Origin of the sequence: Glycomyces mayteni (genome assembly GCF_042428885.1) — a bacterium.
In the GTDB taxonomy this organism is placed as follows: domain Bacteria; phylum Actinomycetota; class Actinomycetes; order Mycobacteriales; family Micromonosporaceae; genus Glycomyces; species Glycomyces mayteni.
The window spans coordinates 643,751-662,296 of the sequence record NZ_JBHMBP010000001.1 but is presented as its reverse complement, the minus strand read 5'-3'; the positions used below and the strand labels follow the sequence as shown (position 1 = coordinate 662,296).

At 72.6% G+C, this 18,546-nt stretch carries 16 protein-coding genes; 7 read left to right on the top strand and 9 right to left on the bottom strand.

Features of this window, described 5'->3' with window-relative positions; translation table 11 throughout:
• Nucleotides 1-16: 16 nt before the first annotated feature.
• Genes ACFFXY_RS03130 through ACFFXY_RS03120 form a run of 3 tightly spaced genes read right to left on the bottom strand, consistent with a single transcriptional unit; the run spans nt 17 to nt 2,511 of the window.
• Entirely contained in the window at nt 17-997 is a 981-nt protein-coding gene (locus ACFFXY_RS03130) for an asparaginase (RefSeq protein ID WP_382345775.1), read from the bottom strand.
• A 21-nt stretch (nt 998-1,018) separates the two neighbouring features.
• Nucleotides 1,019-2,074 (bottom strand): CAF17-like 4Fe-4S cluster assembly/insertion protein YgfZ, encoded by a 1,056-nt coding sequence (gene ygfZ / locus ACFFXY_RS03125; RefSeq protein ID WP_382345773.1) that lies wholly within the window; start codon nt 2,072-2,074, stop codon nt 1,019-1,021.
• Nucleotides 2,071-2,511 (bottom strand): Fur family transcriptional regulator, encoded by a 441-nt coding sequence (locus ACFFXY_RS03120; protein ID WP_106362874.1) that lies wholly within the window; start codon nt 2,509-2,511, stop codon nt 2,071-2,073. Before ACFFXY_RS03120 ends, ygfZ begins: the two co-directional genes overlap by 4 nt.
• Nucleotides 2,512-2,574: 63 nt before the next feature.
• Between ACFFXY_RS03120 and ACFFXY_RS03115 the strand changes: the two genes are divergently transcribed.
• Nucleotides 2,575-3,429, top strand: coding sequence for an aminotransferase class IV (locus ACFFXY_RS03115; protein ID WP_360053541.1), 855 nt, complete (start codon nt 2,575-2,577; stop codon nt 3,427-3,429).
• Nucleotides 3,430-3,788: 359 nt separating this feature from the next.
• Here ACFFXY_RS03115 and ACFFXY_RS03110 read toward each other — a convergent pair whose 3' ends face one another.
• The 3 genes from ACFFXY_RS03110 to ACFFXY_RS03100 form a co-directional block, all read right to left on the bottom strand.
• Nucleotides 3,789-5,147, bottom strand: a complete 1,359-nt coding sequence (locus ACFFXY_RS03110) for an FAD-binding oxidoreductase (protein ID WP_382345770.1) — start codon at nt 5,145-5,147, stop codon at nt 3,789-3,791.
• An 82-nt stretch (nt 5,148-5,229) separates the two neighbouring features.
• Nucleotides 5,230-6,201, bottom strand: coding sequence for a serine hydrolase (locus ACFFXY_RS03105; protein ID WP_382345768.1), 972 nt, complete (start codon nt 6,199-6,201; stop codon nt 5,230-5,232).
• 613 nt (nt 6,202-6,814) lie between these two features.
• The gene (locus ACFFXY_RS03100) at nt 6,815-7,729 is read right to left on the bottom strand and encodes a prolipoprotein diacylglyceryl transferase (RefSeq protein WP_382345766.1); all 915 of its coding nucleotides are present in this window, start codon (nt 7,727-7,729) and stop codon (nt 6,815-6,817) included.
• Nucleotides 7,730-7,942: 213 nt separating this feature from the next.
• On the opposite strand from ACFFXY_RS03100, the gene ACFFXY_RS03095 reads away from it, so the two are divergent.
• On the top strand, nt 7,943-9,841 hold the full coding sequence (locus ACFFXY_RS03095) for a hypothetical protein (protein ID WP_382345764.1): 1,899 nt from the start codon (nt 7,943-7,945) through the stop codon (nt 9,839-9,841).
• A 15-nt stretch (nt 9,842-9,856) separates the two neighbouring features.
• Here ACFFXY_RS03095 and ACFFXY_RS03090 read toward each other — a convergent pair whose 3' ends face one another.
• The gene (locus tag ACFFXY_RS03090) at nt 9,857-10,318 is read right to left on the bottom strand and encodes a hypothetical protein (RefSeq protein WP_359946551.1); all 462 of its coding nucleotides are present in this window, start codon (nt 10,316-10,318) and stop codon (nt 9,857-9,859) included.
• 91 nt (nt 10,319-10,409) lie between these two features.
• Here ACFFXY_RS03090 and ACFFXY_RS03085 point away from each other — a divergent pair, with 91 nt between their 5' ends.
• A complete protein-coding gene (locus ACFFXY_RS03085; RefSeq protein WP_382345762.1) occupies nt 10,410-11,624 on the top strand; it encodes an arginine deiminase in 1,215 nt (404 codons plus the stop codon).
• A 51-nt stretch (nt 11,625-11,675) separates the two neighbouring features.
• On the opposite strand, the gene purD is transcribed toward ACFFXY_RS03085, so the two are convergent.
• Complete coding sequence (gene purD / locus ACFFXY_RS03080; protein WP_382345760.1) at nt 11,676-12,896, bottom strand: phosphoribosylamine--glycine ligase; 1,221 nt, start codon at nt 12,894-12,896, stop codon at nt 11,676-11,678.
• 269 nt (nt 12,897-13,165) lie between these two features.
• Between purD and purB the strand changes: the two genes are divergently transcribed.
• From purB to purL, 4 genes are all read left to right on the top strand, one after another.
• Complete coding sequence (gene purB, locus ACFFXY_RS03075) at nt 13,166-14,584, top strand: adenylosuccinate lyase (protein WP_382345758.1); 1,419 nt, start codon at nt 13,166-13,168, stop codon at nt 14,582-14,584.
• 104 nt (nt 14,585-14,688) lie between these two features.
• Entirely contained in the window at nt 14,689-14,934 is a 246-nt protein-coding gene (gene purS, locus ACFFXY_RS03070) for a phosphoribosylformylglycinamidine synthase subunit PurS (RefSeq protein ID WP_382345756.1), read from the top strand.
• Nucleotides 14,931-15,614 (top strand): phosphoribosylformylglycinamidine synthase subunit PurQ, encoded by a 684-nt coding sequence (gene purQ, locus ACFFXY_RS03065; RefSeq protein WP_382345754.1) that lies wholly within the window; start codon nt 14,931-14,933, stop codon nt 15,612-15,614. Before purS ends, purQ begins: the two co-directional genes overlap by 4 nt.
• Complete coding sequence (gene purL / locus ACFFXY_RS03060; RefSeq protein WP_382345752.1) at nt 15,611-17,884, top strand: phosphoribosylformylglycinamidine synthase subunit PurL; 2,274 nt, start codon at nt 15,611-15,613, stop codon at nt 17,882-17,884. The genes purQ and purL overlap by 4 nt, the downstream gene beginning before the upstream one ends.
• Nucleotides 17,885-18,029: 145 nt before the next feature.
• Here the strand turns inward: purL and ACFFXY_RS03055 are convergent, their stop codons facing one another.
• On the bottom strand, nt 18,030-18,389 hold the full coding sequence (locus tag ACFFXY_RS03055) for a sterol carrier family protein (RefSeq protein WP_382347346.1): 360 nt from the start codon (nt 18,387-18,389) through the stop codon (nt 18,030-18,032).
• Between the last annotated feature and the right edge of the window lie 157 nt (nt 18,390-18,546).

Below are 18,546 nucleotides of genomic sequence, written 5' to 3'. Positions count from 1 at the left end.
GTTGAGGCCGGGGCCACTAGAGGAGGGTGCGGACGCGGCCGACCGGCTTGCCGCCGCCGAGGATCTCGGGCCCGGAGAGGGCGTCGATCTCGGGTTTGGCGGCCTGCGGGACGTCGAGTCCGGCGATGGCGGTGAGGGCGCGGAGGGCGACGGGCATGGAGGCGCGTCCGGCGCCGTCGTCGATCTTGACGGCCACGGCGCCGACGCCAGGCGCGGCGACGACATGGAAGCCTTCGGCGCCGCCTTTGGCGAGGAGGCCGGGGACGGCGGTCATGGAGCGCTGGTCGGGTCCGCGGGTGCCGTCGATGAGGCGGGGGTTGGCGCGCATGGCGTCGGCGACGCGGCGCTCGTCGGTGCCTTCGGGGGCTTCGACGAGGCGGGCGAAGGCGCGGGCGATGCCGTGGAGGGAGACGGCGAGGACGGGGGCGCCGCAGCCGTCGACGCCGACGTGCTCGACGGCCTCGCCGGTGAGGTCTTCGACCGTGGCGACGATGAGGCGCTGGAGGGGGTGCTCGGGGTCGCGGTAGGTCGCGGTGTCCCATCCGGCGGCGGCGCAGGCGGCGAGCATCCCGGCGTGCTTGCCGGAGCAGTTCATGTAGACGCGCTTGGGCTCGGGCCCGTCGGCGGCGACGACGGCGTTGCGGGCGTCGGGGTTGCCGGGGAGGTCGGGCGGGCACTGGAGGTCGTCCTCGGTGAGGCCGGCGTGCGCGAGGACGGAGCGGACGCGTTCGACGTGGAACGGTTCGCCGCGGTGGCTGGCGGCGGCGATGGCGAGGTCGGCCTCGGTGCCGGGCTCCCAGCCGGCGCGGAGCATCGCGAGGGCCTGCATGGGCTTGTTGGAGGAGCGGGGGAACACGGGGGAGGCGGCGTCGCCGATCGCGGCGGCGAGGCTTCCCGCGGGGTCGGTCACGGCCACGCTGCCCCGGTGGAAGCTCTCGGCGAATCCGGACCTGACGACTTGGGCGACGGGTTCGCCGCCTCGGTACGAAGCACTCATACTGCGAGGCTAGCCGGGCGGCTAGAGGCTCGCGGCCTGATCGCCCGTGATGAGGCGCACGTCCTGGTTCGCGACGGCCGACCGTTTCACCTCGGCGAGCGCGATCTGGCCGAGCTCGTAGTGCTGGACGGCGGTGCCGATGTAGCCGACTTCCTTGCCGTCCAAGGTGATCGGGGTGCCGTGGGCGGGCGGGTGCTCGTCGGTGCCGTCGAGGTGGAGCATGACGAGGCGCCGGGGCGGCTGGCCGAGGTGGTGGACCTTCGCGACGGTCTCCTGGCCGCGGTAGCAGCCCTTGTCGAGGTGGACGGCGGCGGCGAGCCAGTGCGGGACCTCGTGGGGGACGGTCTTCTCGTCGGTGTCGGCGCCGAACGCGGGGAGCTTCGCGGCGACCCGGAGGGCGTTCCAGGCCCAGGTCCCGGCGAGGGTCTCCGCGCCTTCGGCGGCTTCGGCGAGCTGCCCGCGGCGGACGAGGACGTCGAAGGTGGGGACGCCGAGGGCGTCGGTGCGGCGGGTCCAGCCGTCGGTCTCCCGGAAGGGGCCGCCGGGGTAGACGGAGGTGGGGACGGCGAGGAGGTCCTTGGACGCGAACTTGGCGACGGGCACGGGCTGGACGACGGGCGCGTCGTCTTCGGCGCGGGCGATGCCGGTGAAGGTGAACAGGGCCCAGTCGGCGGACTCGTCCCTGATGTCGACCTCGGTGCGGAACTTCATGAGCTCCAGGTACTTCAGGAGCGGTTCGCCGCGGCCGGGCTCGGTGTCGAGCCAGGTGGTGGCGCCGTCGTCGTAGACGTTCGCGTGGTGCTCGACGCGGCCGGTCGGGGAGAGGATGAGCGTCTCGGTGCCCTGGTGCGGCTTGAGGGCGGTGAGCTGCTGGGTGGAGAGGGAGTGGAGCCAGGTGAGGCGGTCCGCGCCGGTGACGGAGAGGACGTCGCGGTCGGAGCGGTCGAAGAGCGCGCCGGTCTCCATGGCCGCCTTCTGCTCCTTGAGCGGCCCGCCGTAGTGCCAGGCGGTGCGGCCGTCGGCGGTGGCGACGGCGCCGGGGGCGGCGAGGAGCGGGGACGGTCCGATCGTGGTCATGCGTGCTTCTCCAGGCAGTCGGCGCAGGTCCCGAACAGGGCGACGTGGCCGACGTCCATGACGAATCCGGTGGCGTCGGCGACCTCCCTGCGCACGCCTGCGAACTTCGACGGGTCGACTTCGGTGATCCGGCCGCAGCGGTGGCACACCAGGTGGGCGTGGCCGCGGTCGCCGGACAGGTGGTAGGTGGGGGCGCCGTGGGAGAGGTGGGTGTGCGAGACGAGCTGGAGCTCTTCGAGGAGGTCCAGGGTGCGGTAGACGGTGGTGATGTTCACGCCTTCGACCTGGCCGCGGATGCGCTCGTGGATGCGCTCGGGGGTCGCGTGCCCGAGCGCGCGGACCGCCTCCAGGACGAGCTGGCGCTGCGCGGTCATGCGCAGGCCCTTGGAGCGCAGCACCGCCGCCAGTTCGGTCTCGGCCTCGGCTTCGGTGGGCATGACTGCATGGTACTGCGCCGGGCGCTCGCCGGATCGCTCCCCGGCGGGGAGCACAATGAGCGGATGGCACTAGTAACCGCAGTACTGCACCGCGGCGTCGTCGACTCCGACGCGCCGCTCCTGTGCGCCGACGACCTCGGGGTCCTCCGGGGCGACGGCGTCTTCGAGACGATCAACGTCCGCGGCGGCGCCGCGTTCCTGCTCTCCGAGCACCTCGACCGGATGGCGAACTCCGCGCGCCGCATGGAGTTCGAGCTGCCCGCGAAGGCCGAGCTGGCCGAGTTGGCCGAGCAGGCGCTCGTGGCGTGGCGCGAGCGCGCCGAGGGGGAGGGCGCTTTGCGCCTGGTCGCGACCCGCGGCCGCGAGGCCGGCGGCCCGCCCACCGTCTACGCGACCGTGGACCCGGTGCCGCGCGAGCGCATCCTGCCGCGCCGCGACGGCCTGCGGATCGCCACGGCGACCCTGGGGGTGAATGCCGATGCGCGGGGCGACGCCCCGTGGCTTCTAGGCGGCGTGAAGGCGCTGTCGTACGCGTCGATGATGGCGGTGACCCGCTGGGCGAAGACCCAGGGCGCGGACGACGCCCTGTGGGTGTCCGCGGACGGGTTCGCGCTCGAAGGCCCCACGTCCTCGCTGTTGTGGCTCGAAGGCGACACGGTCTTCACCACGCCGACCTCCGCGGGCATCCTGCCCGGCACCACGAGCGCGTACCTGCTGGAGCAGGCCCCGAAGGCGGGCCTGAAGACCGGCGAGAAGCTGATCTCGGTGGGGGACTTGAAGAACGCCGAGGCGGCGTGGCTCAGCTCCTCCGTCCGAGGTGTGGCCTTCATCACTCAGATCGACGGCGAAGCGGTCGCGCAGCGCCCGGACATCACCGCTGAGCTGGACAAACTCGCGGGATTCGAAGTGCCTTCGTAACGGTTCGGCATCGTTTCCCAGGTTCTTCCCAGGCTCGCCACAGGTCCCGTTCAGAGACGGTCCTCATAGTAATGAGTGTTCCGGTCACGCCGACAAGCCAATCGGAGGGACATGGGCAGTCTTCCGGGAGGCACGGAACATCCGGGGGCACTAAGCCGGTAAGGGCAATCGGGCACAGCCCTACCGGTGCCAATGAAAAGTGGAGCTCCTCCACTTTATCGGGGCCGCAGCGAATGGGCAAGCGCTGCGGCCCCATTACCGTGTCACAGGACCGACACGAAACCGCATCGGCGCCAAACACACTCGCGTGAAAAGGCGGTGCCGCCTGCGGCAACGCCGCCCGCATTCGGTCCGGCCGGTCAGCCGAGAACCTTCCCCGGATTGAGGATGCCGAGCGGGTCGAGCGCCGCTTTCAACCGCCGCTGCACCGCCAGGTTCACCGGGTCGACCTCCCGTTCCAGCCACTCGCGCTTGAGCATTCCCACCCCGTGCTCCCCGGTGATGGTGCCGCCCATGGCGAGCGCCATCTCCAGGATCTCGTCGAACGCCGCCCGGCCCGCTTCGAGCGAGCCGGGGACCTCCGGGTGGACGATGATGTTCGGATGCAGGTTCCCGTCCCCCGCATGGGCGATGACGCCGATGACGACGCCGTGCCGCTCGGCCGCGGCCTGCACCCCGTCGAGGGCCTCGGCGAGCCGGGCCCGCGGGACCGCGACGTCGTCGACCAGGACCGTCCCCAGCTTCTCCATGGCGTGGTAGGCGCTGCGTCGCGATTCGAGCAGCGCGTCGGCCTCCTCGGCGTCGGTCGCCCGGTACACCTCGCTCGCCCCGGCCTCGGTGCACAGCGCCTCGATCGCGGCGAGCTCCGCGTCCGGGTCGGCGTCGGCGGCCACGAGCAGCAGCGCCGCGGCCTCGGTCGGCAGTCCCATGGGGCGCAGCGCTTCGAGGGCCCGCAGGTGGACGTTGTCGATGAGTTCGAGCAGGCTCGGCTGCTTCCCCTCGGCCATGATCGCGGTGACCGCGCGGCCCGCGTCGGCGGTCGTGCCGAACACCGCCGCGAGCGTGAGCCGCTGCGCCGGGACCGGCGCGAGCTTCACCGTCGCCTCGGTGATGATCCCGAGGGTCCCTTCGGAACCGCAGAACAGGCGCACCAGGTCGTACCCGGCGACGCCCTTCGCGGTGCGCCGCCCGCACCGCATCACCTCGCCCGAGGCGAGCACGACCTCCAGGCCCAGCACGTACTCCGGGGTCGTCCCGTACTTGACGCAGCACATGCCGCCCGCCGCGGTCGCGATGTTCCCGCCGATCGTGGAGATCTGCCACGACCCCGGGTCGGGGCTGTACCGCAGCCCGAACTCGCTTGCGGCCGTGGAGATCGCGGCGTTGAGGACCCCCGGCTGGACGACCGCGAGCCGGTCCACCGGGTCGATCTCCAGAATCCGGTCCATGCCCGAGACGTCCAGGAGCAGCGCCCCGTCGACCGCGGTCGCCGCGCCCGCGAGCCCGGTCCGGGCCCCCTGCGGGACCACCGGCGCCCCGAGCTCCGCGCACACCGCCACCGCCGCGCTCACCTCCGCGGTCGAGCGCGCCCGCACCAGCGCGGCCGCGCGCCCGGCCGGGACGAGCCCGGCGTGGTCCACCGAGTGGGCTGCCAGCACGTCCGAGTCGGTCACGGGCGCCAGGCCCGCCGCGGTCAGCGCGTCAACGAGTTCGCTCATGCAGCGATTGTCGCCTACCGCCCGCCGCGGAATCCGCCCCGGATCGTGCATCCTATATCCTATAGGATATAGGGTTTCCGGATCAGGCGTACGGGTCCGTGTCGACGACGGTCCGGACGATCTCGGCGAGCGCCTCGACCCGCTCGATGCCCTCCTCCTGGGAGGACGAGCCGCCGGTGAGGATCGCGATCTCGATGGGCGCGTCGGTGTCCCCGGCGACCACGCCGATGGAGTTGACGACCCACTCCCCGCCCATCGCGTCGCGGGTGTCCCAGCCGTTCTTCATCCACACGGTCTCGCCGTCGGCCGCCGCCGCGGACACGCCCCACTGCTGGAAGTCCGCGAGGTCGCCCATGAGGGAGCGCGCGTACTCGGTCTGCTCGGCGTCCAGGACCCCCGCGTCCTCGTACAGCGCGATCTCCAGGACCCGCAGCTGGTCGAGCGCCGTCGTCTGGGTCTTCCCCCACTGCTCGGTCTCGTTCGGGTTCGTGTGCTCCAGGCCGAAGTCGATGTGCGCCTGGGCGATCGCCGCATGCCCGTCGTCGAACGTCCCGCCGTACAGCACGTCGTTCGTCGCGTCGTTGTCCGACTCGCGGATCATCAGCTCGGCGCGGTCCAGCAGCCAGCCGGGGACCTGGTCGAGCGTCCCGTACTCCTTGAGCATCATCGAGAGGATCTCGACCTTCACCACCGACGCCGTGTCGTACTGCACCTCGCCGTCGTAGTCGAGGCGGAACTCGCCGTCGTCCACGGCCACCGCCGCGTAGAAGTTCTCGTCGTCCTCCTCCGCGAGGAACGCGGCCACCGCCTCGTCGAGCTGCGACTGGAGCTGCACCTGCGCGGCCTCCCGCAGCTCCTCGTCCGACGGCTGGAGCGAGGAGCTCGACAGGTCGTCGGCCTGCGAGCCCGGCAGGGACTCGTCGGAGGAGCCGCCCGAGCCGCCGTCGTCGCGGCCGGAGCCGACAATGAACACCACGGCCGCGACGAGCACGGCGAGACCCGGGACGGCGAGGTAGGGCCAGAGCCGCCGCGATGAGGCGTGTTTGGAGGTCACAGCTGGGAACCTGACTCTTCAAAAGGGCGGGGGACGCGGACGAATTGCTGCGGCCCACGCTAAAGCAGCGACCATCGCGCACACAAGCGGGGCCGATCCCCAGACCCGTAACGGTTGCGCATCGGTGCGTGCGCCCGGCCGCAGGGGCCTGACCCCCAATGGTCCCTCGCCGCACCCGCAACGACCAGCGTCCCTCGTCACTGGAGACCCATCGGCCCCACCGGAAGCGGACACGGGACGACGAAGCGCCCGCCGAGACCTGCGGGCGCTGCTCCGTGCGTGTTCACATGTGCGTACTCCGGCGGGGCCGTGAGGCACTGGTCCGGGCGATCGGTGTGGGACCTGGGGAGGAAATGACCATCATCGAGTGCCCGAGCCGCAGTGCCTCACGGAGACTCCACCGTGCCGCGCCTCGACTGCCCGGAAGGCGGCGCCTTCGCGGGCTCCGGCCGCCGCGTGCGGCGGGCCGGCTCGGGGCCGGTGAAACACCGGGCCGCCCGCTGCCGCTCGCGGCGGTTCCGCACCCGCCCCCCGGTCCAAGCCGGAGAGCCGTGGGCGGGACCCGCTGCGGCGGCCGACTGCGGCGCCGGGGCCTTCATCCGGACGGCGGTGCTCATACCGCCGCCCGCTGCTTCAACAGGGTGCGCGCCACCGCGGCGGCCACCCCCACCAGGCAGATGATCGCGACCAGGGCCAGCAGCCCGTTCGCGCCGTCCGCCACGGCCTTCGGGTCGACCGCGACGACCTCGTCCTCCGCGGCCGGGTCGAACGCCCCGTCCTCCGCGCCCGGCTCGCCGAACGCGTTCACCTCGTCCTCGACCGGGGCCGCCGACTCGTCGGCCGCAGGCGCCTCGTCCTCCGGGCCCTGCCGCCCCGCGGCGTCGCCGCCCGCGGGCGCGTCCTCGTCGGCGCCGCTCTCGTCAGCGCCGTCCTCGGCCGGAGCGGGCAGCGTGTGCGAATCCGGCTCCTCCTCGCCCGACTCGCCGTTCCCGCCGGGCTGCTCCTCGGACTGCGCCTCGACGACGTGGACCTGCGCGGAGTCGTACTCGGCGAACAGGCCGTGGCACGAGGGGACCATCGCGACCTCGGCCGAGCGGTTCATCTCGAACACCTGCGACGAGCCGTTCGCGATGTCGTACACCTCGTCGCCCACGTGCAGCTCGGCGTTCGCGCCCAGCTCGTTCGTGTACTGCACCTGCGAGCCCTGCTCGACCGTCAGCTCCGACGCGTCGGGGATCGACGACGCCGACAGCAGACCCAGCGTGCCGCAGTCGCCGCTGAAGACGATCTCGCTCCCGGTGCCCGCCTCCGGCTCGTCGGCCGTCGCCATGCTCACCCCGGCCGCACCGCCCGCCGCGATCACCGCCGCCGCCGACAGCGCCGCCAGACGCGAGCGCCGCCGCTGCGAACGCCGGTCCATCGCCGCCTGGACCACCGGGTTGATCCGGCCGTCGTTCACCGGGTACGGCAGCGGAGGACGCGTCTGGGCCCGGGACTGCTGACCGAGCTTCGTCTTGTGTCTTCCCATGCCTGCGTCTCTCCAACCGCGATGCCGTCTGTGTCGTGCGGACCCGGGTCCACCGCGGGAATCAGGTCTCAACCCCTTTCAACGACCGGGCGGCCGAAAGGTGACGGCCCCGCCCGCCCCCGATTCGCGGACCGCCCTCATGCGGTCGGGCACGGGCCCGCGACCGTCCGTAGGATGTGCCGGGACAGCACCCAGCGAGACCGCGGGAACCCCATGGTGATCACCGAACCCGACTCCACCGACTCGGACCCGGGGCGCGAGCCCGAGGACGGCGTCCAGGTCGCGGCCGAGAACGAGCCGAAGGCCGAGGACGCCGCGTCCGACGGCCCGAGCACCGGCGAGCACGAGCGCTGGCAGCGCTTCGCCTCCGGCGAGACCTCCGCCGCCGCACCCGGCCCGCCCCCCGGGCGCCTGCGCGCCGCCGGGCGGCTCGCCGCGCGCGCCGCCCGCAGCGAATGGACCCTCGCCGCGCTCTTCAGCGCCTTCCTCGCCGTCGCCATGACCTGGCCCCTCGCCAAAGACCTCGACGACGTCATCCCCCACGACACCGGCGACCCGCTGCTCCTCACCTACATCCTCGGCTGGGTCGGCCACGCCCTGCGCGACAACCCCGCCGGGATCTGGGACACCAACAGCTTCTGGCCCCTCACCGACGCCTACCTGTTCACCGACACCCTCCTCGGCTACGCGCCGTTCGCGCTCTTCGCCACCGGCCCCGCCAGCGCCCTCGTCGTCTACAACGTCCTCTACATCGCCTCGTTCGCCCTCGCGTTCCTCGGCGCGTACGCGCTCCTGCGCCAGCTCGGCGCCCGCGTCGCCGGCTCGGCCGTCGCCGCCGCCGCGTTCGCCTACGCCCCTTGGAAACTCGGGCAGGCCGGGCACCTCCAGGTCCTGTCGTGCGGCGGGATCGCGCTCGCGCTGGCGATGCTCGCGCGCGGGCACGGCTGGTCCCTGCGGCACGGCTTCAAAGCGGAGAAGCAGCGGCCGGGATGGATCGTCGCCGGGTGGCTGACCGCCCTGTGGCAGTTCTCGATCGGCGCCGGGCTCGGCATCCCGTTCGTGTACCTGCTGCTGGGCGTCGGCGTGGTCGTGGGCCTGAACTGGCTCATCATGCGCCCGCGCCTGAAGTGGCAGACGCTCGCGGCGGACGGCGTCGGCGGCGTCGTGTTCAGCCTCGGGGTCCTGTGGATCGCCGACAAGCACGCCGTGGTCGCCCGCGCCTACCCCGAGTCGATCCGCGACGTCGACTACATCTCGTGGTTCAGCCCCACGTGGCAGTCGTTCATCATCGCCCCGGAGGAGTCGCGCGTGTGGGGCGCGGCGCACGAGGCCGCGCGCGCGGACCTGACGTGGGCGCCCGAGCAGGCGCTCCTCGTCGGATTCACCCTCGCGGCCTTGGCGATCGCGGGCCTGGTGTGGTCGTGCTGGACGGGCTGGCAGCGGTTCTGGCTGGCCCTGGGCGGCTTCGCGGTCTTCGCGATCGCCATGGGCCCCAACTTCCTCGACCACGGGTCGTGGGCGTGGGCGCCGCTGTACGAGTACGCGCCCGGCTGGGAGGCGATCCGCACGCCGGGCCGCCTGGTCATCTACCTGACGCTGATCCTCGCGGTCCTCGCCGCGGGCACGATCACCCGGATCGCCGACGAGGCCGACGACGTGGCGCACCGCGCCCGCGTCGACAAGCGCCTGAAGGTGAAGGCCCCCAGGCGGGTCCACGCGCTGCTGTTCCTCCCGATCGTGCTGGTCCTGTGGGAGGGCCTCACGGCCGCGCCGTACACGCAGGTCCCGGACGCGCCGGTCGACATGGCCTCGCTGGAGGGCCCGGTGCTGTTCCTGCCCATGGGCGGCGGGGACACGAAGGTCCAGTACTGGAGCACCGACGGGTTCGTGGAGACCGCCAACGGCGTCGCCGCGTTCACCCCCGACGAGCAGGCGGGCATCAAGTCGATGGCCGAGAGCTTCCCGAGCGACGACTCCGTTGCGGCGCTGCGCGACGCGGGGATCGAGACCGTCGTGGTCCTGCCCGGCTCGGGCCTGGACACCGAGGCCGACCCGTTCGGCGTCGACGTCGAGCGCACCGACACGGCCGTGGTCTACGACCTCAACCCGTAAGCGGGCCTTCGCTTCTCACGCAGGTCCGATCGGGGTGAGGAACGCCAGCGCCCCGATCGCGTCGAGGCGCGGCGGCGAGTGCAGCGGCGAGGCCGTCACGTCGAACGTGCGGTGGACGCCGCGGCGCTCGATGCGCATGAGGCTGCGTTCGAGGGCGTCGGTCTGGAGCGCCTGGACGGGCGCGAGCCGGGCGAGCTCGGCGTCCACGAGCGGGTGCGCCCCGGCCGTGAAGTCCAGGAACCGCAGGCCCGCGTCGAGGAAGCGGGGCATGACGATGTCGATGTCGGGCCCGAGCCCGAGGATCTGCCTGGCGGGGCGCGAGGTCGCGACGACGCGCGTGTCGGCCGCGAGCAGCAGGCACGCGTCGGCGCTCGCCGCGACCGCGGTGCGCCACGTGGACAGCGCCGCGTCGAGTCTCCTGCCATCGCGTCCGGGCGCGGCGCCGCGGAGCGGGATGACCAGTTCGAGTTGCGTCAATTGGGCGCCCCGGGGGTAGTGGTTACGCTCAGTCTGTCCATGTTAACTGAGAAAAGTTGATCTTCGTCCCCGGCGCGTCTACCCTCGGGTCATGAGTGCAGATGCCGCGCCCGCGTACGGAGTCGACTCGGAAGTGGGGCGCCTGCGCAGCGTCATGCTCCACCGCCCCGGGGGAGAGCTGCGGCGCCTGACGCCGCGCAACAACGGCGCGCTGCTGTTCGACGGCATCCCGTGGGTCGAGCGCGCCCAGGAGGAGCACGACCGGTTCGCGGGGGTCCTCACCGAGCACGGCGTGGAGGTCCTGTACCTGAGTGCGCTGCTCCGGGAGTGCCTCGAACTGGAGGAGGCTCGCGAGGCGGTCACCGTCGGCGTCGCGGCCGACCCGCGGCTGGGGCAGACGCTGGGGCGCGAGCTCGCGGCGTTCCTGTCGGGCCTGGACCCCGAGCGGCTCGCGTCGGTCCTGGTGGAGGGCTTGACGAAAGAGGAGTTCGGGCCGTCGAGCAGCCTGCGGCACCGGATGATGCGGGCCGTGGAGTTCGTCATCGACCCGCTCCCCAACACGATGTTCACACGCGACTCGTCGGTGTGGATCGGCGACGCCGTGGCCGTCACCAGCCTGGCGATGCCCGCGCGACGCCGCGAGACGACGCTGACGGGCATCGTCTACCACCACCACCCGCGGTTCGCCGACGTCCCGAAGCTGTACGACCCGTCGCTGGAGCACCTGGAGGGCGGCGACGTCCTCGCGCTCGCGCCGGGTGTGCTGGCCGTCGGCGTCGGCGAGCGCACCACCCCCGCGGGCGTGGAGCGCCTGGCGCGCAAGGTCTTCGAGCGGGGCACGATCCGCACGGTCCTGGCCGTCCCGATCGCGCAGCGCCGCGCCACGATGCACCTGGACACGGTGTGCACCATGGTCGACCGCGACCGGATGGTCATCTACGCGCCCGCCGCGCAGCGCCTGGAGTCGTACACGATCACCCCCGACGGCGACCGCATCGCCATCGACGGCCCCCGCCGCTTCCTTGACGCCGCCGCCGAGGCCGTCGGCGTCGACGCGATCGAGACCATCCACACCGGCGAGCGCGACGTGGTCACCGCCGAGCGCGAGCAGTGGGACGACGGCAACAACACCCTCGCCCTCGCCCCCGGCGTCGCGGTCGCCTACGAGCGCAACACCGTCACCAACGCCCGCCTCGAACGCGCCGGCGTCAAGGTCCTCACCATCCCCGGCTCCGAACTCGGCTCCGGCCGAGGAGGCCCCAGATGCATGTCCTGCCCGACCTCCCGGGCCCCCCTCGCCGCCTAGACGCGCGGAAGGCCGCGGCCCCTGGGGGGTCGCGGCCTTTTCGCTGCGGGGCTAGATGTTCGCGGCGATGTCCTTGCGGTAGTAGCCGCCTTCGAGTTTGACGCCTTCGGTGAGGGCGTAGGCCTCTTGGCGGGCCTCGGCGACGGAGCGGCCGGTGCCGACGCAGCCGAGGACGCGGCCGCCGGTGGCGATGAGCTGGCCGGAGGCGTCGAGGGCGGTGCCCGCGTGGAGGACGCCCTCGGTGTCGGCGCCGAAGAGGGGGCGGCCGGTGACCGTGGTGCCCGGGTAGCCCTCGTTGGCGACGACGACGCACACGGCGGCGCCCTCGCGCCACCACAGGGAGCCGAAGTCGGCGAGCTTGCCGGTGGCGGCCGCGTACAGGAGCTCCCCGAGGGGGGTCTCCAGGAGCGCGAGGACCGCCTGGATCTCCGGGTCGCCGAAGCGGGCGTTGAACTCGACGACCTTGAGGCCCTTCGAGGTCAGCGCGAGGCCGCAGTACAGGGTCCCGACGAACGGGATGCCGCGCCCGGCGAGCTCGGCGAGGGTCGGCTCGGCGACGCGCTCCATGACCTCGGCGACCAGGTCGTCCGGGGCCCACGGCAGCGGCGTGTACGCGCCCATGCCGCCGGTGTTCGGGCCGGTCCCGCCGTCGCCGATGCGCTTGAAGTCCTGCGCGGGCAGCAGCGGCTTCGCGCTGGTGCCGTCGGCGATGACGAACAGGGACACCTCGGGGCCGTCGAGGTACTCCTCGATGACGACGCGTTCGCAGTCGAGAGCATGGGCGAGCGCCTGCTCGCGGTCCTCGGTGACGACGACGCCCTTGCCGGCGGCGAGGCCGTCGTCCTTGACGACGTAGGGCGCGCCGAACTCGTCGAGCGCGGCCTCGGCCTCCTCGCGGGTGCGGCAGGCGCGCGCGGCGGCGGTCGGGACGCCCGCGGCGGCCATGACCTCCTTCGCGAAGGCCTTCGAGCCCTCGATGCGGGCGGCCTCGCCGTTCGGGCCGTACACGGGGATGCCCTTCGCGCGGACCGCGTCGGCGACGCCCGCGACGAGCGGGGCCTCCGGGCCCACGATCACGAGGTCGGCGGCGGAGGTCACCGCCAGGGACGCCACCGCGGCGGGGTCGGTCTGGTTCACCGGCACGCACTCGCCGAGCGCGGCCATGCCGGGGTTCCCGGGGGCGCAGATGAGCTTGGTGACGGAAGCGTCCGCGGCCAGGGCCGCCGCGAGGGCGTGCTCGCGGCCGCCGGAGCCGATCAGGAGTACTCGCACCCGGCCAGTTTACGGGGTGGATACGTGCTGGTTAACCGCCACGCCGAGTGGCCCGCATTACGGACCCGTCCCCCGATCGGGCGACACGGGCGGCGCCGGGGCCCGATCCTGTCGGACCCGGCCGGGAAGATGGCGCCTATCTTCCCCGGGGTGGGTGGGGGCTAGGGATGGAACTACCACTACCCCGCCCACCCGCCCTGCGGGCGGCGCCCGTTACTCCCGCGGGCCGGTCCCCGCCGACCCGGCGTGCGCAGTGTCATCATTGCCCCGTGACTGCGAATGTGCTCGCCGAGCGTTATGCCTCCGCGCCGATGCGCGACATCTGGGACCCCGTCGGGAAGATCAAGGCCGAGCGGCACCTCTGGATCGCCGTCCTCCAGGCGCAGCACGACCTCGGCGTCACCGTCCCCGACGGCGTCGTCGCCGACTACGAGCGCGTCCTCGACACCGTCGACCTCGCCTCCATCGCCGAGCGCGAGCGCGTCACCAAGCACGACGTCAAAGCCCGCATCGAGGAGTTCTCCGACCTCGCCGGCCACCAGCACATCCACAAGGGCATGACCAGCCGCGACCTCACCGAGAACGTCGAGCAGATGCAGGTCCGCCAGTCCCTCGAACTCGTCCAGGGCCGCATCGTCGCCGCGCTCGTGCGCCTCGCCGCCCGCGCCCAGCAGTACCGCGGCCTCGTCATGGCCGGACGCAGCCACAACGTCCCCGCCCAGGCCACCACCCTCGGGAAGCGCTTCGCGACCTGGGCCGAAGAGCTCCTCGCCGCCCACGACCGCATCGACGACCTCCTCAAGCGGTACCCGCTGCGCGGCGTCAAAGGCCCCGTCGGCACCGCCCAGGACATGCTCGACCTCTTCGGCGGCGACACCGCGAAACTCGCCGAACTGGAGCAGCGCATCGCCGCCCACCTCGGATTCGAGCGCGTCATGGACTCCGTCGGACAGGTCTACCCCCGGTCCCTCGACTACGAGGTCGGCACCGCGCTCGTCCAGGCCGTCGCCGCCCCCTCCTCCGCCGCCGTCACCATCCGGCTCATGGCCGGCGCCGAACTCGCCACCGAGGGCTTCATGCCCGGCCAGGTCGGCTCCTCCGCCATGCCCCACAAGATGAACACCCGCTCCTCCGAGCGCGTCAACGGCCTCGCCGTCGTCGCCCGCGGCTACGCCGCCATGCTCGGCGAACTCGCCGGCGACCAGTGGAACGAAGGCGACGTGTCCTGCTCGGTCGTGCGCCGCGTCGCCCTCCCCGACCTGTTCTACGCCGTCGACGGGCTCTATGAGACGTTCCTCACCGTCCTCGACAACTTCGGGGCCTACCCCGCCGTCATCGGCGCCGAACTCGACCGGTACCTCCCCTTCCTGACCTCCACGAAAGTCCTCATGGAGGCCCTCAGGCAGGGCGCCGGCCGCGAAGACGCCCACGAGGCCATCAAGGAGCACGCCGTCGCCGTCGCCCGCGCCATGCGCGAGGACGGCCAGCGCGAGAACGACCTCTTCGACCGCCTCGCCGCCGACCCGCGGCTCCCCCTCGACCGGGCCGGACTCGCCGCGCTCGTCGCGAATACGGGTGAATTCACCGGCGCCGCAGGCGATCAGGTCGACCGTGTCACCGAAAGAGTGGCGCAGGCGGCGAAAGCGCACCCCGAGGCGGCCGCGTACCGCCCCGGTTCCATCCTCTGACGGGTTGTGACCTGGCACCGTCCCCGTAACGCGGCGCTGGCCCAGGTCAGTGCCCGTGAATATGCTGGTCCTGTTCCGTCCATGTGACCGACAGGAGTGCGACCGTGGCCCGTGTAGTGGTCGACGTGATGCTGAAGTCCGAAATCCTCGACCCCCAGGGCGAGGCCGTCCTCGGGGCGCTGCCCCGTCTCGGCGTCACCGACGTGGCGTCGGTGCGGATCGGCAAGCGCGTCGAGATCGAGTTCGACGAGAACGCCCGGAACGTCGAGGAGCAGTCGCGCGTCATCGCCGACCAGCTCCTCGCCAACCCCGTGATCGAGAACTTCGCGATCTCGATCGAGGGCGCATGAGCGCGCGCGTCGGGGTCGTCACGTTCCCCGGCTCCCTCGACGACCGGGACGCCGCCCGCGCGGTGTACCTGGCCGGGGGCGAGCCGGTGGCGCTGTGGCACGACGACGCCCAGATCCACGGCGTGGACGCCGTGTTCCTGCCCGGCGGGTTCTCGTACGGCGACGCGCTGCGCTGCGGCGCGATCGCCCGCTTCAGCCAGGTGATGGACACCGTGAAGGCCGCCGCCGCCCAGGGGATGCCCGTCCTCGGCGTCTGCAACGGCTTCCAGGTCCTGTGCGAGTCGCACCTGCTGCCCGGCGCGCTGGTGCGCAACGCCCACCTGCGCTACCGCAACCGGCCCGCGCGCCTGCGCGTGGAGACGACCCGGACCGCCTGGAGCGGCGCGTTCGCGCCCGGCGCCGAGATCGTCCTCCCCGCCAAGCACGGCGAAGGCCGGTACGTCGCCGACGAGGCGACCCTCGACCGGCTGGAGGCCGACGGCAGGGTCGTCTTCCGGTACCTCGACAACCCGAACGGCTCGATGCGCGACATCGCCGGGGTGGCGAACGAGGCCGGGAACGTCGTCGGCCTCATGCCCCACCCCGAGCACGCCGTGGAGGCGCTGACCGGGCCGTCGACCGACGGCCTCGGCGTCGTCGCCTCCGTCCTGGCCCACCTCAGCGAGGGAGCGAGCCGATGAGCAACTACGTGGCAGTGGACACCGTGGGAGTCGCCTCGGCGACCTCCGACGAGAAGCAGCCGTGGGCCGAACTGGGCCTGAAAGAGGACGAGTACCAGCGGATCCGCGAGATCCTCGGGCGCCGCCCCACCCAGTCCGAGCTCGCCATGTACTCGATCATGTGGTCCGAGCACTGCTCGTACAAGTCGAGCAAGGTGCACCTGCGCCAGTTCGGCGAGAAGAACCCGCGGACCCCGCGCCTCCTCGCCGGGATCGGCGAGAACGCCGGGGTCGTCGCCATCGATGACAACATCGCGGTGACGTTCAAGGTCGAGTCGCACAACCACCCGTCGTACGTCGAGCCCAAGCAGGGCGCGGCCACCGGCGTCGGCGGCATCATCCGCGACATCATCGCGATGGGCGCCCGCCCGATCGCCGTCATGGACTCGCTGCGCTTCGGCGCCATCGACCACCCCGACACCGCCCGGGTCCTCCCGGGCGTCGTCGACGGCATCGGCCACTACGGCAACTGCGTGGGCCTGCCGAACATCGGCGGCGAGACCTACTTCGACCCGTGCTACCAGGGCAACCCGCTCGTCAACGCGCTCAGCGTCGGCGTCATGCCCCGCTCGCGCCTCCAGTCGATGCAGGCCTCCGGCACCGGGAACGTCGTGATCCTCCTCGGCGCGAAGACCGGCCGCGACGGCATCGGCGGCGTGTCCGTCCTCGCCTCCGCGACGTTCTCCGAGTCCGGCGAGGACGACGCCCGCCCGTCCGTGCAGGTCGGCGACCCGTTCACCGAGAAGCTCCTCATCGAGGTGTGCCTGGAGCTGTTCGACGCCCAGCTGGTCGTCGGCGTCCAGGACCTCGGCGGCGCCGGGCTCACCTGCGCCCTGAGCGAGACCGCGGCCGCCGGCGACGGCGGCATGCACGTCGACCTCGAACTGGTGCCGCTGCGCGCCGAGGGCATGGAGCCGCACGACATCCTCGCGTCCGAGTCGCAGGAGCGGATGCTCCTCATCGTCGACCCGGCCAAGGCCGAGGAAGTGCTCGCGCGCGCCCACCGCTGGGGGCTCCTGGCCACCGCGATCGGCACCGTCACCGACACCGGCCGCCTCGTCGTGGACTTCCACGGCCAGACCGTCGTCGACGTCCCGCCGAAGTCCCTCGCCGACGAGGGCCCGGTCTACCACCGGCCCCTCGCCGAGCCGAACGACCTCGGCCTCATCGCCGTCGACCGCGCCGAGACCCTCCCGCGGCCGACCACCGACGAGGAGATCCGCCAGACCGTCCTCGACATGGCCGCCAGCCCCAACCTGTGCGACAAGTCCTGGATCACCGAGCAGTACGACTCGTCGGTGTTCGGGAACACCGTCCTCGGGACGCCGCACGACGCGGGCGTGGTCCGCCTCGACGAGCGCACCGGCGTCGGCATCGCGATCTCCCTCGACGGGAACGGGCGCTTCGCGCGCCTCGACCCGTACCACGGGGCGCAGCTCGCGCTCGCCGAGGCGTACCGGAACGTCGCCGTCACCGGCGCCACCCCGATCGCCGTCTCCGACTGCCTCAACTTCGGGTCCCCCGAGGACCCGCACGTCATGTGGCAGTTCGAGCGGGCCGTCACCGGCATCGCCGACGGATGCCAGAAGCTCGGCATCCCCGTCACCGGCGGCAACGTCTCGTTCTACAACCAGACCGGCCGCGAGGCGATCCACCCGACGCCCGTCATCGGCGTGCTCGGCGTCATCGAGGACGTGGCCCGGCGCATCCCGCTCGGCCTGGGCCGCACCGGCGACACCATCGCCCTCGTCGGCACCACGAGCGAGGAGCTCTCGGGCTCGGAATGGGCGTCGGTGAAGCACGGGCACCTCGGCGGCGTGCCGCCGAAGGTCGACCTGGACCACGAGATGAAGCTCGCCGACCTGCTCTCGCGCCTGGCCGAGACCGAGCAGCTCGCGGCCGCGCACGACCTGTCCCAGGGCGGGCTCGCGCAGGCGCTGGTCGAGGCGATCTCGTTCTCGCGCATGGGCGCGCAGATCCTCCTGCCCGAGGGCGCCGACCCGTTCACGTACCTGTTCTCGGAGTCGTCCGGGCGGGTCCTCGTCGTCATCCCGCGCGGCCAGGAGCTCGCGGTGCGCAGCGCCTGCGAGTCCCGCGGCCTGCCGATCACGCCCCTGGGCGTGGCCGACGCGAACACCGACGGCCTGCACCTGCGCGACCACTTCGACATCTCCCGCGAGGACATCGACGCGGCCTGGAAGGGCCGCATCGGCGCGCGACTGGGAGAGTAAGGACACACCGCACGACCACGGACGCCCCGGCGCGCAGCGCCGGGGCGTCCGTGCTGCGGCGCACGCTGACGGGGAGGACATCGCCTGGGAGAGGGCCCCCGGTTTCAACCGTAGCGGGGGGTAGCTGAAGGGGAGCTGAAGCGGGCTACGCCCCAGCTTCGAGGTCCTCGCCGTGGGGGCCGGTGAGCGGCAGGACGTCGGTGAGGTCGGCGCGCTGGCCGGAGGCGGCGACGCGCCCGGAGGCGACGGCATCGGCGAACGCGAGGCGCCCTGTTGCGAGCTCGACGAACACGACCGGGTGGCATTCGACGACGTTGGGGGGCGTGCCGCGCCGGTGCCGGGGGCCCTCGACGCACTGCACCGCGCCGTACGGAGGGACCCGCACCTCCACGGAGTGGCCTGGGGCTTTGGCGGCCAGGGCGCGCAGGAGCTCGCGCACCGCGGCCTTGAGGACGTCCTTGCCGGGGGCCTCGTCGTTGTCGAGCGCCGCGATGGCGTCGGCCACAGCGTCCACGGGGAGACCTCCCTGTCACGTTAGACTGCCCGTTACGGCACGTTGCCGAACGGCGATGACCGCCGCCGAACTGTCGCCCGCGGCGCCGTCCGCACCCCGGTCCCGTGACCGAAATGAGACCAGGCATAGTGGCGACGACGGCCCGCTT

Coding starts and splice junctions, on each gene's coding strand:
- ACFFXY_RS03110 (WP_382345770.1), bottom strand. CDS start 5,147: ATGAGCGAACTCGTTGACGCGCTGACCGCGGCGGGCCTGGCGCCCGTG.
- ACFFXY_RS03085 (WP_382345762.1), top strand. CDS start 10,410: ATGAGTGCAGATGCCGCGCCCGCGTACGGAGTCGACTCGGAAGTGGGG.
- ACFFXY_RS03130 (WP_382345775.1), bottom strand. CDS start 997: ATGAGTGCTTCGTACCGAGGCGGCGAACCCGTCGCCCAAGTCGTCAGG.
- ygfZ (WP_382345773.1), bottom strand. CDS start 2,074: ATGACCACGATCGGACCGTCCCCGCTCCTCGCCGCCCCCGGCGCCGTC.
- purL (WP_382345752.1), top strand. CDS start 15,611: ATGAGCAACTACGTGGCAGTGGACACCGTGGGAGTCGCCTCGGCGACC.
- purQ (WP_382345754.1), top strand. CDS start 14,931: ATGAGCGCGCGCGTCGGGGTCGTCACGTTCCCCGGCTCCCTCGACGAC.
- ACFFXY_RS03120 (WP_106362874.1), bottom strand. CDS start 2,511: ATGCCCACCGAAGCCGAGGCCGAGACCGAACTGGCGGCGGTGCTGCGC.
- ACFFXY_RS03115 (WP_360053541.1), top strand. CDS start 2,575: ATGGCACTAGTAACCGCAGTACTGCACCGCGGCGTCGTCGACTCCGAC.
- ACFFXY_RS03100 (WP_382345766.1), bottom strand. CDS start 7,729: ATGGGAAGACACAAGACGAAGCTCGGTCAGCAGTCCCGGGCCCAGACG.
- ACFFXY_RS03095 (WP_382345764.1), top strand. CDS start 7,943: ATGGTGATCACCGAACCCGACTCCACCGACTCGGACCCGGGGCGCGAG.